Here is a 13,400-nt window from a genome sequence, read left to right on the forward strand (position 1 = left end):
CGACCAGCCCGACTGCGTCACCGCCAGCAACCCGCGACAGGAGCCTTCGCATGACCGATTCCTTTTCCACGCGCGCCGACCTCGAGGTCGCCGGCCGGCGCTACGCCTATGCCAGCCTGCCGGCGCTGGCGGCGAAGTTCGACATCGCCCGCCTGCCCTACTCGATGAAGATCCTGCTCGAGAACCTGCTGCGCCACGAGGATGGCGAGACGGTGACCGCGCGGCACATCGAGGCGGTCGCGACCTGGCAGGCGAAGGCCGAGCCCGACACCGAGATCGCCTTCATGCCCGCGCGCGTGGTGCTGCAGGACTTCACCGGCGTGCCCTGCGTGGTCGACCTGGCGGCGATGCGCGACGCGGTCGTGCGGCTCGGCGGACGGCCCGAGCAGATCAACCCGCTGATCCCCTCGGAGCTGGTCATCGACCACTCGGTGCAGGTCGACGTGTTCGGACGGCCCGACGCGCTCGACCTCAACGGCAAGATCGAGTTCGAACGCAACAAGGAGCGCTACGGCTTCCTGCGCTGGGGCCAGAAGGCATTCGACAACTTCAAGGTCGTGCCGCCCAATACCGGCATCGTCCACCAGGTCAACCTCGAGCACCTGGCCCGCGTGGTCATGACCGCCGAGCGCGAGGACGGCACGTTGTGGGCCTATCCGGACACCGTGTTCGGCACCGACTCGCACACCACGATGATCAACGGCATCGGCGTGCTGGGCTGGGGCGTGGGCGGCATCGAGGCCGAGGCCGCGATGCTCGGCCAGCCCTCGTCGATGCTGATCCCGCAGGTCGTCGGCTTCAAGCTCACCGGCCGGCTGCCCGAGGGCGCGACCGCGACCGACCTGGTGCTGACCGTGACCGAGATGCTGCGCAAGCACGGCGTGGTCGGCAAGTTCGTCGAGTTCTTCGGCGACGGGCTGCAGCACCTGCCGCTGGCCGACCGCGCGACGATCGGCAACATGGCGCCCGAGTACGGCGCGACCTGCGGCATCTTCCCGATCGACGCAGAATCGCTGAACTACCTGCGCCTGTCGGGCCGCAGCGACGAACAGATCGCGCTCGTCGAGGCGTACGCCCGCGCGCAGCAGCTGTGGCACGAGCCCGGCGCGCCGGAAGCCGAATACAGCAGTGTGCTGGAGCTGGACATGGGACAGGTGCGGCCGTCGCTGGCCGGCCCGCGCCGGCCGCAGGACCGCGTGCTGCTCGAGGACGTGCAGGCGAACTTCCGCGAGAACGTCGGCCCGCTGGTCGCGCGCCGCGACGCCGCCAACGACCGGCCGATCGACCGCTTCGAGAAGGAAGGCGGCGGCCAGCCGCAGGCCGAGCGCCTGGCCGCGCGCCCGGTCTCGCGCATCACGCTGGAGGACGGCGAGCACACGCTCACTGATGGCTCGGTCGTGATCGCCGCGATCACCTCGTGCACCAACACTTCCAACCCCGCGGTCATGCTCGGCGCGGGGCTGCTCGCGCGCAATGCGGCCGCCCGCGGGCTCAAGGCCGCGCCGTGGGTCAAGACCTCGCTCGGCCCGGGCTCGCTGGTCGTCACCGACTACCTCGAGAAGGCCGGCCTGCTCGACGACCTGCAGGCGCTGGGCTTCTACGTCGTCGGCTACGGCTGCACGACCTGCATCGGCAACTCCGGCCCGTTGCCCGACGCCGTCTCCAAGGGCATCGCCGAGAACGACCTCGCGGTGGCCTCGGTGCTGTCGGGCAACCGCAACTTCGAGGGCCGCATCCACGGCGAGGTCAAGATGAACTATCTGGCCTCGCCGCCGCTGGTGGTCGCGTACGCGATCGCCGGCACCGTCGACATCGACCTGACCCGCGACCCGCTGGGCACCGACCGCGACGGCGAACCGGTCTACCTGCGCGACATCTGGCCGTCGAACAAGGAGATCGGCGATTTCATCGCACGCACGATCGGCCCGGAGATGTTCGCCAAGAACTACGCCGACGTGTTCAAGGGCGACACGCGCTGGAACACCATCGAGTCGCCCGACGGCGACCTCTACGCCTGGGACGAGGCCTCGACCTACATCAAGAACCCGCCCTACTTCGAGGGCATGACGATGGACGTGGGCCGCATCGAGGACATCCACGGCGCGCGGGTGATGGGCGTGTTCGGCGACTCGATCACGACCGACCACATCTCGCCAGCCGGCAACATCAAGCAGGACTCGCCGGCGGGCCGGTTCCTGCAGTCGCGCGGCGTGCAGCCGGCCGACTTCAACAGCTACGGCTCGCGCCGCGGCAACGACGACGTGATGGTCCGCGGCACGTTCGCCAACATCCGCATCAAGAACCTGTTCTTCGGCGGCGAAGAAGGCGGCAACACGCTGTACTTCGGCGACGGCGAGCCGGAGAAGCTGGCGATCTACGACGCGGCGATGAAGTACCGCGCCGACGGCGTGCCGCTGGTCGTGTTCGCCGGCAAGGAGTACGGCACCGGCTCGTCGCGCGACTGGGCGGCCAAGGGCACCAACCTGCTCGGCGTCAAGGCGGTGATCGCCGAGAGCTTCGAGCGCATCCACCGCTCCAACCTCGTCGGCATGGGCGTGCTGCCGTGCCGTTTCCAGGACGGCGAGAACGCGCAGACGCTGGGCCTGGACGGCACCGAGATCATCGAGATCACCGGCCTCGACGACGGCCGCGCCAAGCGCGCCCAGGTCGTGGCGACCAGGCCCGACGGCAAGCAGGTCCGGTTCGAGGTGCACGTGCTGCTGCTCACGCCCAAGGAGGTCGAGTACTTCAGGCACGGCGGTCTGCTGCACTACGTGCTGCGCCAGCTCGCCGCGAAGAAGGCGGCCTGAGGGCCGCCGCGCCGCGAACGTTCGGGGCGGCGCGGTGCGGCGGTGTTTCGCCGCGCCGCGCCTTGCCTCCCCCCGAAGCCCTATGCTCCAATCGGGCGCGATCGCGCAGGTACGCTCACCGCTTCGAGTGACGGCCTTCATCAGGGAGAAGACCGAATGACCGACCAACGCCCGTGGCTGGCGAACTACCCCGCGGGCATTCCCGCCGAGATCGACCCTGACGAGTACCGCTCGGTCCCCGCGATCCTCGACGAGGCGATCGCGAAGTACCGCGACAAGCCCGCGTTCTCCAACATGGGTAAGACGCTCACCTATGCCGAACTCGACGTGTCCAGCCGCGAGTTCGCCGCCTATCTGCTCGGCGAGCTGAAGCTCAAGAAGGGCGACCGCGTCGCGGTGATGATGCCCAACTGCCTGCAGTACCCGATCGCGATCTTCGGCATCCTGCGTGCCGGCCTGACGGTCGTGAACACCAACCCGATGTACACCGCGCGCGAACTGCGCCACCAGCTCGTCGATTCGGGCGCGGCCGCGATCCTGGTGATGGACAACTTCGGCAAGACGGTGCAGGACGTCATCGCCGACACCCGCATCAAGCAGGTCGTGACCACCGGCCTGGGCGACCTGCTCGGCTTTCCGAAGGGCGCGATCGTCAATCTCGTGGTCAAGCACGTCAAGAAGATGGTGCCCGACTACACCATCCACGGCGCGATCCGGTTCCGCGACGCACTCGCGCGCGGCCGCCGGCACACCCTGCCCGAGGTCTCGATCGCGCACGACGACATCGCGTTCCTCCAATACACAGGCGGCACGACCGGCGTGGCCAAGGGCGCGATGCTCACCCACCGCAACATGGTCGCGAACATGCAGCAGGCGGCGGCCTGGCTGGGCACCAACGCCAAGCGGGGCGAGGAACTGATCGTCACCGCGCTGCCGCTCTATCACATCTTCGCACTGACCGCGAACTGCCTGGTGTTCATGGAGTTCGGCGGCCACAACCACCTGATCACCAATCCGCGCGACATGCCCGGCTTCGTCAAGGAGCTCAAGGGCATCCGCATGACCGCCATCACCGGCGTCAACACGCTGTTCAACGGCCTGCTCAACACCCCCGGCTTCGACCAGGTGGACTTCTCGCGCCTGCACCTGAGCCTGGGCGGCGGCATGGCGGTGCAGCGCGCCGTCGCCGACCGCTGGAAGGCGGTGACCGGCACCACGCTGGTCGAAGCCTACGGCCTGACCGAAACCTCACCGGCGGCGTGCATCAACCCGATGACGCTGGCCGACTACAACGGCTCGATCGGCCTGCCGGTGCCCTCGACCGAGGCCTGCATCAAGGACGAGAGCGGCGCCGAGCTTCCGGTCGATGAGGTGGGCGAGCTGTGCATCCGCGGCCCGCAGGTCATGAAGGGCTACTGGCAGCGTCCCGAAGACACCGCCCAGGCGGTCGACGCGGACGGCTGGCTGCACACCGGCGACATGGCACGCATGGATGCCGGCGGCTATTTCTACATCGTCGACCGCAAGAAGGACATGATCCTGGTCTCGGGGTTCAACGTGTATCCCAACGAGATCGAGGACGTGATCGCGATGATGCCCGGCGTGCTCGAGGTCGCCGCGATCGGCGTGCCCGACGAACGCTCGGGCGAGGCGGTCAAGGTCGTCATCGTGCGCAAGGATCCGGCGCTGACCGCCGACCAGGTCAAGGCCCACGCGCGCGAGCACCTGACCGGCTACAAGCACCCGCGCATCGTCGAGTTCCGCAACGAGCTGCCCAAGACCAATGTCGGCAAGATCCTGCGGCGCGAACTGCGCGACGAGGCGCCCGCTGCGTGACGTCCGTCACGGAAATATAACGACACCTGTCCCAGGGTCGTCGCAAATCATTGAAGTCATTGCCCTGTGATCCCGATGCGCGCATAGAGGCGCGCATCGGGCAACACGCGTTCATCCGGGTACGGACCGGCCGCCCGACCGGCCCGTGCCCTGCAACAGGGGATTTCAATGCACACCATCGAATCGTTCCGCCGTGACGGCGCGCCCGCGCCGTCCACCCTCCGCCTGCACCACGACGCGTCCAGCGACGCGCACTGGTGCTTCATGCATGCCGGCCCCGGCGCCGGCCTCCCCGACTACCGTCCCTGTTTCTCGCCCGGCCTGCTGCGCGAGCTGCGCCTGTTCGCGCAGTCGAGCATCGAGCGGATGGCCGCGCGCGCCGCGGCCGATCCCGGGCATCTCTCGCACGTCGTGTTGGCCTCCGACGCCCCGGTGTTCAACCTCGGCGGCGACCTGCAGCTGTTCGTCGAGCTGATCCGCCGGCGCGACCGCGACGCGCTCGCCCGCTACGCCCGGCAGTGCGTCGACAACATCCACCTGCTGCACGGCCGCCTGCACCCCAACGCGCACACGATCGCGCTCGTCCAGGGCGACGCGCTCGGCGGCGGCTTCGAACTGGCGCTGGCCTGCGGCACCATCGTCGCCGAACGCGGCGTGCAGATGGGCTTTCCCGAAGCGCTGTTCGGGCTGTTCCCCGGCATGGGCGCCTACTCGCTGCTGGTGCAGCGCGTGAGCCCGCGCGTCGCCGAGGCGATGATGCTCGACGGCACGCTCCACGACAGCGAAACGCTGCACCGCATGGGCCTGGTGGACGTACTGGTCGAGCCCGGCGAAGGCGTGCCCGCGGTCCACGAACGGATCCGCAGGCACCGCCGGATCGCCGGCGCGCGGCTGGCGCTGCACCGCGTGCGCGAGGGCGCCCACCCGGTCGCGCTGTCCGAACTGGTCCGCATCACCGAGATCTGGGTCGACACCGCGATGCAGCTCGACGACCGCCACCTGCGTACGATGGAACGGCTGGTCCGCGCGCAGCGCCGGCTGCAGCCCGCCGACGCACGGGCCGGACGGACCGCCGCCGGCGGCTGACCGGCCGCGGCGCCCGGGTCAGATGGATTCCGACCCGGGCCGGCCCGGCCGCGGCAGGTCGCCCTGCGACCGCAACGCCTCCAGCGCCTGGTCGAGCTGGCGATCGAGCGCACGCAGCAGCGACGGCCATTCCGCCGCAAGTCGGTCGGACGGCATGCGCATGCCCTGCGAGGCATTGCGTTCGAGCTCGGTCGCGCCGAGGTTGGCCGCCGCCCCCTTGAGTGCGTGGCAGATGTCGCGCGCCTCGTCCCAGCGGCCCTCTTCGGACGCGCGCGCCAGCTCGACCAGACATTTGCGCGCGTCGCGCGCGCACTCGGTCAGGAAGCGCTGCACGAACGCCTCGTCGAATCCCATCTCCCGCATCTCGTCGAGGATGTGGGACGAGACCGTGGCCGTTGCGCCCCGGGTCTCGCGCGCGACGCGCGCAGGCTCCGTGCCCAGTGCGATCCGCGCGAGCTGCTCGAGCAGCCGCTCGATGACCACCGGCTTGGTCAGGTAGGCGAACGCGCCCGCGCGCCGGCAGTTCTCCTGCGCCTCGGCGGTCGCGTCTGCGGTCAGCACGATGAAGGGCGTACGGCGGCCGCTGCCGGCCTCGATGACGCGGGTCTGCCGGAGGATGTCCAGCCCGTCGGCGCCGGGCATGTGCAGGTCGGTGATCACCGCATCGAAGCGCTCGCGCTCGAGCGCGTCGAGCACCGCCTCGCCGTCCTCGACCAGCAGCGGACGGTGGCCGGCCCGCTCCAGCAGGCGGCGCAGCACCATCAGGTTCGCGGACTGGTCGTCGGCGACCAGGATGCGCAGCGGCGCGATGCGCGCGCGGTGACGCACGAACGGATCGTCGAACGCGATGACGTTGCTGTCCGCGGCCGTCGGAACGCGCCCGCCGGCTTCGGCGATGCCGAACGGCAGCTCGACCCAGAAGTGCGAGCCGCGGCCCGGCGTGCTTTCGGCGTGGATCGTGCCGTCCATCTGCTCGGCCAGGCCCTTGGCGATCGTGGTGCCCAGCCCGGTGCCGCCGAAGCGGCGGCCCAGGCTCGAGTCGACCTGTTCGAACGCCTCGAAGATGCGCGCCAGCGCCTCGGGCGCGACCCCGATGCCGGTGTCGCGGACCGAGAACCGCAACCGCACCCGCGTCGGTCCGCGCTCGAGCAGCGCCACCTCGAGCCGGACGCTGCCCTGCTCGGTGAACTTGATCGCGTTCGACAGCAGGTTCACCAGGATCTGGCGCAGCCGGTTGGCGTCGCCGTGCAGTGCGGCCGGCACGTCGGGCGCGATCCCCAGCTCCAGCGCCAGGCCCTTGGCCTGGGCGCTCGGACCGAGCATCACCTCGATCCCGCGCACCAGCTCGTGCAGCGGGAACGCGGCGTCGTTGCGGCGGAACTTGCCGGCCTCGATCTTGAACAGGTCCAGCACGTCGTCGACCAGCGCCTGCAGCGCCCTGGCCGAGGTCTGGATGACCACCGCACTCTCGCGCTGCTCGGCGCTCAGCGGCGTGGTCGCCAGCAGTTCGGACATGCCGACGATGCCGTTGAGCGGGGTGCGGAACTCGTGGCTCATGTTCGCCAGGAAGCGGCTCTTGGCCTCGCTGGCGGCCCGCGCCGCGGCGGTGGCATCGGTGAGCGCACGCAGCAGCGAACTCAGGTACAGCGGCACCGCGACCAGCCCGACGAGCAGGCCCAGCGCCAGCGGCAGGTTCTGCTGCTGCCAGTACGGCGTCGTCGCGATCGCGATTCCGAACGTCGTCACCGCGAATCCGATCGCCGCGTGCAGGTAGCGCGGCCCGAAGCGCAGGCCGTTGCCCACCGTCACCCACATGATCACCACGTACAGCCAGGCCAGCAGCCCGCCCAGCAGGTACAGGCCCACGCCCATCAGGCTGTAGTCGGCCAGCATGCCGAGCACCCGGCGCGGGTGCGAGACGCCGGGCCGCCACAGCAGCCAGCCGACGATGCCCAGCGCGACCGCGAACTCGATCGCCAGGTACGCCTCCGACAGCCACAGCTCGCGCGCGACCTCGGGATGCCGACCCACGACCAGCTGCAGGTAGGCGTAGATCACGCACAGCATCACCAGCCGGACGGTCGCCTGGCCGTGCTCGCTATCGGGCCGCCCCGCCAGGCGGCCGCGGACCCAGGCGAGCGCGCGCTTCACGTCCCCGGGCTCACTGCAGCCGGGCCGCGGACCGGTCCAGGCGCGCGCAGATCGCCTCGAGCCGCGTCCGGTTCGACAGCAGCGCGTCGACGCACCGCGGATCGAACGCCAGCCCGCTGTTGCGCTCGATGTAGGCCAGCGCCTCGTCCATCGTCCAGGCCCGCTTGTAGGGCCGGCGCGAGACCAGCGCATCGAAGACGTCGGCGATCGCGACGATCCGCGCCTCGAGCGGGATGGCGTCCCCGGCCAGCCCGTCGGGATAGCCGCTGCCGTCGTAGCGCTCCTGGTGGCGCAGCGCGATCGTCGCGCTGAGCTGGATGAAGCGGTTGTGGCTGTCGCTCAGCAGCTCGTAGCCGATCCGTGGGTGCTGCCGCATCACCTCGGTCTCCGCCTCGTCCAGCGGGCCGGGCTTCATCAGGATCGCGTCGGGGATCGCGATCTTGCCGATGTCGTGCAGCGGCGCGGCCAGTTCGATCATCCGCACCTCGTCCTCGAACAGCCCCATCGCCTCGGCGACCATGCCGGCCACCGCGGCGACGCGCTCGAGATTGGCGCTGGTGCTGGCGTCGCGGTACGCGATCGCGCGCGCCAGCCGGGTCAGGGTCTCGCGCTCGCGCTCCTCGACCTCGTGCATGCTGCGCAGCAGCCGCTGCTCGAGCGACAGCGCGCGCTGCTTGACCGACTCGGACTGCTGGCGCAGCTGCAGCAGGTTGCGGCAGCGCGCCCGCAGCTCGCGGGGCCGCACCGGCTTGACCAGGAAGTCGATGACGCCGGCGTCGAGCGCGGCCTGCCGGATCGGCTCGTCGCCGACGACGGTGACCAGCACGATCGGCACGTCGCGATGCGGGAGCAGCTTGCGGAAGCGGCGCGCGAACTCCAGGCCATCCATGCCCGGCATCCGGTAGTCGAGCAACAGCAGGTCGGCGCGGTGGCCGTCGCACCAGCCCAGCGCCTGCTCCGGGTCCTCGAAGTCGAAGACCTCCAGCTCCGGGCTGATGTCCTCGAGGATGTGCCGCAACATGGTCCGCGCGGACGTCTGGTCGTCGACGATCACGATGTTCAACGCAGGCCCTCCTGTCGATGCGCGCCGCCGGCGGCATCGCGCTGGCGAGGATCTTAGCGCGAAGCCGAGCGCAGCCGCTGGGCAGCGTTCCGGGGATGTGACGCGATCGGCGTTCGTCGCGCGGCGCGTCGTCGACGCACCGCGGCGAAGGCCCGGCCCCGGGTCAACCGTCGGCCTGCGGGCGCATGTACGGGAACAGCAGCACGTCGCGGATCGACGACGAGCCGGTCAGCAGCATCACCAGCCGGTCGATGCCGATGCCGAGCCCGCCGGTCGGCGGCAGGCCGACCTCGAGCGCGCGGATGTAGTCCGCGTCGTAGTGCATCGCCTCGTCGTCGCCGCCCTCCCGCGCGTCGACCTGGGCGCGGAAGCGCGCGGCCTGGTCCTCGGGATCGTTGAGCTCGGAGAAGCCGTTGGCGATCTCCTTGCCGCCGATGAACAGCTCGAAGCGGTCGGTGATGCCCGCCTCGGTGTCGGACTCGCGCGCCAGCGGCGAGACCTCGACCGGATAGTGGGTGATGAAGGTCGGCTGGATCAGGCCGGTCTCGACGGTCTTCTCGAAGATCTCCAGCAGCAGCTTGCCCCAGCCGTAGCCGGCCTTGACGTGCACACCCAGGCGCGCGCAGTGCGCGGCCAGCGCCTCGCGGTCGCGGCAGTCGGCGACCGTGATCTCCGGGTTGAGCTCGCGCACCGCCTCCTCGAGCTTCCAGCGGCGGAAGGCCGGGCCGACGTCGATCGCGTTGCCGTCCCATTCCAGCGCGGTGGTCCCCACGGCCTGCACCGCGACGTCGCGGATCAGCGCCTCGGTCAGGTCCATAACCTCCTCGTAGGCGACGTAGGCCTCGTAGAGCTCGAGCATCGTGAACTCGGGATTGTGCCGCGTCGACACGCCCTCGTTGCGGAAATTGCGGTTGATCTCGTACACGCGCTCGAAGCCGCCCACGACCAGGCGCTTGAGGTACAGCTCGGGCGCCACGCGCAGGTACAGGTCCAGGTCCAGCGCGTTGTGATGGGTCGTGAACGGCTTGGCCGCCGCGCCGCCGGCGAGGTAATGCATCATCGGCGTCTCGACCTCGAGGAAGTCGCGCGCATCGAGCCACTGCCGGATCGCGGCGACGATGCGCGAGCGCTTGACGAACACCGCACGCGCGTCGGGCGAGACGATCAGGTCGACGTAGCGCTGGCGGTAGCGCTGCTCGACGTCCGACAGCCCGTGCCACTTGTCGGGCAGCGGCCGCAGCGACTTGGTCAACAGGCGCAAGCCGTCGGCCTTGACCGACAGCTCGCCGGTCCGGGTGCGCATCAGCGTGCCCTCGGCCGCGACGATGTCGCCCACGTCCCAGCCCTTGAACGCGTCGTAGCGCTCGCCCAGCGTCGCCGACTGCAGGAACAGCTGGATGCGGCCGCTCACGTCCTGGATCTGCGCGAACGCGGCCTTGCCCATGAGCCGCTTGGCCATCAGCCGGCCGGCCACCGCGACCCGCACGCCCTCGGCCTCGAGCGCCTCGCCCGTCCAGCGCTCGGCGTCGGCGTAGACGGTCTGCAGCGCGCCGGCCTCGTCGCGACGGCGGAAGTCGTTCGGGAACGCCACGCCCTGCGCGCGCAGCGCGGCCAGTTTTCCGCGACGCTCGGCGATCAGGGCGTTCTCGTCGGCGGGGGGCGGAGTGGCGGGCTGCTGGGTCATGGGGGTCTCTGGAAAGCGGTGGATGTCCGCGGATCGACGTGGATGCTGCGGATGAAAGCGGAAGAACGAGGAAGACGCCACCCCGCCGCGCCCGTCCGGCCATGCGTCGGCGGAACGCTGCGGGAACGAACGGGCGCCATGCGTCGATTGCGATCCGCGCCGATCCGCACGGATCGGCGGCGGACAGAAATCAGCTGGCGTCCACGCGCTTGGCGCCGGCTTCCAGGCCGGACTTGAGCGCGGCCTCGACGAACTCGTCCAGGTCGCCGTCGAGCACCTTCTGCGTGTCGCTGCGCTCCACGCCCGTGCGCAGGTCCTTGATGCGGCTCTGGTCGAGCACGTAGTTGCGGATCTGGCTGCCCCAGCCGATGTCGGACTTGGTCGCTTCCAGCGCGTCCTTCTCGGCGTTGCGCTTCTGCAGCTCGAGCTCGTAGAGCTTGGCGGCGAGCATCTTCATCGCACGGTCGCGGTTGGCGTGCTGGCTGCGCTCTGTCTGGCAGGCCACGACCGTGTTGGTCGGCACGTGGGTGATGCGCACCGCCGACTCGGTCTTGTTGACGTGCTGGCCGCCCGCGCCCGACGACCGGTAGACGTCGGTCTTCAGGTCCGCGGGATTGATCTCGATGTCGATCTTGTCGTCGACCTCCGGGGCCACGAACACCGAGGTGAACGAGGTGTGCCGGCGGTTGTCGGAGTCGAACGGCGACTTGCGCACCAGCCGGTGCACGCCGATCTCGGTCTTGAGCCAGCCGTAGGCGAAATCGCCCTCGACGCGGAACGTCGCCGACTTGATGCCGGCCACCTCGCCGCCCGAGACCTCCATCAGCTCGGCCTTCCAGCCACGGCTCTCGGCCCAGCGCAGGTACATGCGCAGCAGCATCTCGGCCCAGTCCTGGGCCTCGGTGCCGCCGGCGCCGGCCTGGATGTCGACGAACGCCGCAGCACCGTCCATCTCGCCGGAGAACATGCGCTGGAACTCCAGCTTGTCGACCTGGGCCGCGTAGCGCTCGACGTCGTCGACCACCGCCTGCGCGGTGTCCTCGTCGTTCTCCGATTCGGCCAGTTCCAGTAGTTCGATCGCGCCGTCCAGACCCTCGGTCAGATCGCGGATGCCGTTGACGGTCTTGTCGAGCGAGGCGCGCTCGCGTCCCAGCGCCTGGGCGCGCTCGGGATCGTTCCAGATGTTCGGGTCCTCGAGCTCGCGCTCGACCTCTTCCAGACGCTCGCGACGGGCGTCGTAGTCAAAGATACCCCCTCAGCGCATCCAGCCGACCGCGAAGGTCGACGATGCGCTGGCGAACGGGATTGAGTTCGATCATGGTCCGGTGGACTCGCGGAAAACCGGGGATTCTAGCAAGCCGGGGCCCGGCAAGTCCCGGTCGGCGCGGCACGCGGCATGCGCCCGCGCCGGCCGGGACGCGCGCTCAGCGACGCTCGAGCAGCAGGCGGTACGGGCCGCCGGCGTCGGTGTCGATCGCCGAGGCCTCGATCACGTAGCGGCCGGGCGCCAGGCGCTGCACGATGCGCGCGTCCAGCCCGCCCGCGCCGTCGTCGTCGCTCGCCACCTCGGCCTCGTCCTGACGCAGCAGCAGGTAGCTGTCGATCTGGCCCGAACGCATCTCGATCGCGTAGTCGCCGGCACTGCGCACCTCGAACGTCCAGCGGTCGGTCATGCCCGGCAGCAGCGTCGCGTCGACGGGGCGGCCGGTCGCCAGCGCGCCGCCGCCGGCCCCCTCGGGCACCTCGCTCGCGGTCAGCGACAGCGTGTACGGCCCCGCGCCCGGCGTCGCGCTGTCGGCCTGGACGGTGTAGTCGCCGGCCTCGAGCATCAGACCGATCCGCGAATTGAGCTGTCCGCCGCCGTCGTCGTCCTCCTTCTGCACGCCCTGGCCCGACAGCCGCATCAGCGGATCGATCTCGTCGCTGCGCATGTCCAGACGCACGAGCCGGCGCTCGGGCAGCGTGAAGCGGTAGTCCTGCGGGCGGCCGGCGTACAGGCCGGTGACGGTCGCGCCCACGGCGAGGTCGCCGCCCTCGCGCACCTCGTCGGTGTCGAGCGTGCGCGATGCGACGCGGAGGCGGTAGGCGCCGCCGGCGCCCTCGTCGCCGTAGCTCCTGGCGAACAGCCGGTAGCGCCCGGGCGCCAGGCGCAGCGTCAGGCGGGCGTTGCTGTCATCGCCGCCGTCGTCGTTGCTGACCGAGATGCCTTCGCCCTCGAGCGCCAGCAGCGCATCGAAGTCGTCGGACATCATGTCGATCGTGTACAGGCCGGCCCGGTCGATCTGCAGCGGCAGCTCGCGCTGTCCGTCGGTCCAGTCGCCGATGCTCGCCCCGACGCGCAACGGCTGCCCGTCGTAGGTGTCCACGCGCGAGGACACCAGCGTGTACGGGCCGTACGACGACGCGTCGACGCCGCTGACCGCGATCGTGTAGCGGCCCGCCCGGCGCGCGCGGATCGTCAGCGACGACGAGGCTTCGCGCTCGCGCGAGCTGCCGACCAGTGCGTCGTCGAGGAATGCCGACAGCCGGGCACGCAGCGCGCCCTCGACCTCGAACGTCGCCACGTCGCCTTCGCGCAGGTCCACGCGGTAGAGCTGGCTGCGCGAGCCGTCCTGGTGGTTGAGGCTGGAGCGGCTGGTGATCTCCCCGCGCACCTCGCTGCCGATCGACAACGGGGCCGGCGCGGGGTCGGCGGCCTGCGACAGGGCCGGCGCGATGGCGAGCGCGATCGCCAGCGAAAGCGTATGGACGGTCTTCAAGCGGATCTCCC

At 70.3% G+C, this 13,400-nt stretch carries 8 protein-coding genes; 3 read left to right on the forward strand and 5 right to left on the reverse strand.

The features are described from left to right. Window positions 1-50 precede the first annotated feature (50 nt). From acnA to WQ56_RS00410, 3 genes are all read left to right on the forward strand, one after another. Window positions 51-2,810, forward strand: coding sequence for an aconitate hydratase AcnA (acnA, locus tag WQ56_RS00400; protein WP_047135096.1), 2,760 nt, complete (start codon window positions 51-53; stop codon window positions 2,808-2,810). Between the two features lie 156 nt (window positions 2,811-2,966). Beyond that, window positions 2,967-4,646, forward strand: coding sequence for a long-chain fatty acid--CoA ligase (locus WQ56_RS00405; protein ID WP_047135097.1), 1,680 nt, complete (start codon window positions 2,967-2,969; stop codon window positions 4,644-4,646). Window positions 4,647-4,814: 168 nt separating this feature from the next. Then, window positions 4,815-5,732, forward strand: a complete 918-nt coding sequence (locus tag WQ56_RS00410) for a crotonase/enoyl-CoA hydratase family protein (RefSeq protein ID WP_047135098.1) — start codon at window positions 4,815-4,817, stop codon at window positions 5,730-5,732. Between the two features lie 18 nt (window positions 5,733-5,750). Here the strand turns inward: WQ56_RS00410 and WQ56_RS00415 are convergent, their stop codons facing one another. From WQ56_RS00415 to WQ56_RS00435, 5 genes are all read right to left on the reverse strand, one after another. Beyond that, entirely contained in the window at window positions 5,751-7,883 is a 2,133-nt protein-coding gene (locus WQ56_RS00415; RefSeq protein WP_047135099.1) for an ATP-binding protein, read from the reverse strand. A 10-nt stretch (window positions 7,884-7,893) separates the two neighbouring features. After that, window positions 7,894-8,946, reverse strand: coding sequence for a two-component system response regulator (locus WQ56_RS00420; RefSeq protein ID WP_047135100.1), 1,053 nt, complete (start codon window positions 8,944-8,946; stop codon window positions 7,894-7,896). Window positions 8,947-9,109: 163 nt separating this feature from the next. Continuing rightward, on the reverse strand, window positions 9,110-10,630 hold the full coding sequence (gene lysS / locus WQ56_RS00425; protein WP_047135101.1) for a lysine--tRNA ligase: 1,521 nt from the start codon (window positions 10,628-10,630) through the stop codon (window positions 9,110-9,112). Between the two features lie 190 nt (window positions 10,631-10,820). Continuing rightward, a protein-coding gene (prfB, locus tag WQ56_RS00430) for a peptide chain release factor 2 (RefSeq protein WP_156170140.1) occupies window positions 10,821-11,949 on the reverse strand; the annotation gives its coding sequence in 2 pieces (ribosomal slippage) (window positions 10,821-11,873 and window positions 11,875-11,949; 1,128 coding nt in all). 105 nt (window positions 11,950-12,054) lie between these two features. Beyond that, entirely contained in the window at window positions 12,055-13,389 is a 1,335-nt protein-coding gene (locus WQ56_RS00435; RefSeq protein ID WP_052772734.1) for a hypothetical protein, read from the reverse strand. Window positions 13,390-13,400 lie beyond the last annotated feature (11 nt).

It is taken from the genome of Luteimonas sp. FCS-9 (assembly GCF_001014645.1).
Lineage (GTDB): Bacteria > Pseudomonadota > Gammaproteobacteria > Xanthomonadales > Xanthomonadaceae > Luteimonas.

Excerpts from the sequence above, each read along its gene's own strand:
- lysS (WP_047135101.1), bottom strand. The coding sequence starts at position 10,630 with ATGACCCAGCAGCCCGCCACTCCGCCCCCCGCCGACGAGAACGCCCTG.
- WQ56_RS00405 (WP_047135097.1), top strand. The coding sequence starts at position 2,967 with ATGACCGACCAACGCCCGTGGCTGGCGAACTACCCCGCGGGCATTCCC.
- WQ56_RS00410 (WP_047135098.1), top strand. The coding sequence starts at position 4,815 with ATGCACACCATCGAATCGTTCCGCCGTGACGGCGCGCCCGCGCCGTCC.
- acnA (WP_047135096.1), top strand. The coding sequence starts at position 51 with ATGACCGATTCCTTTTCCACGCGCGCCGACCTCGAGGTCGCCGGCCGG.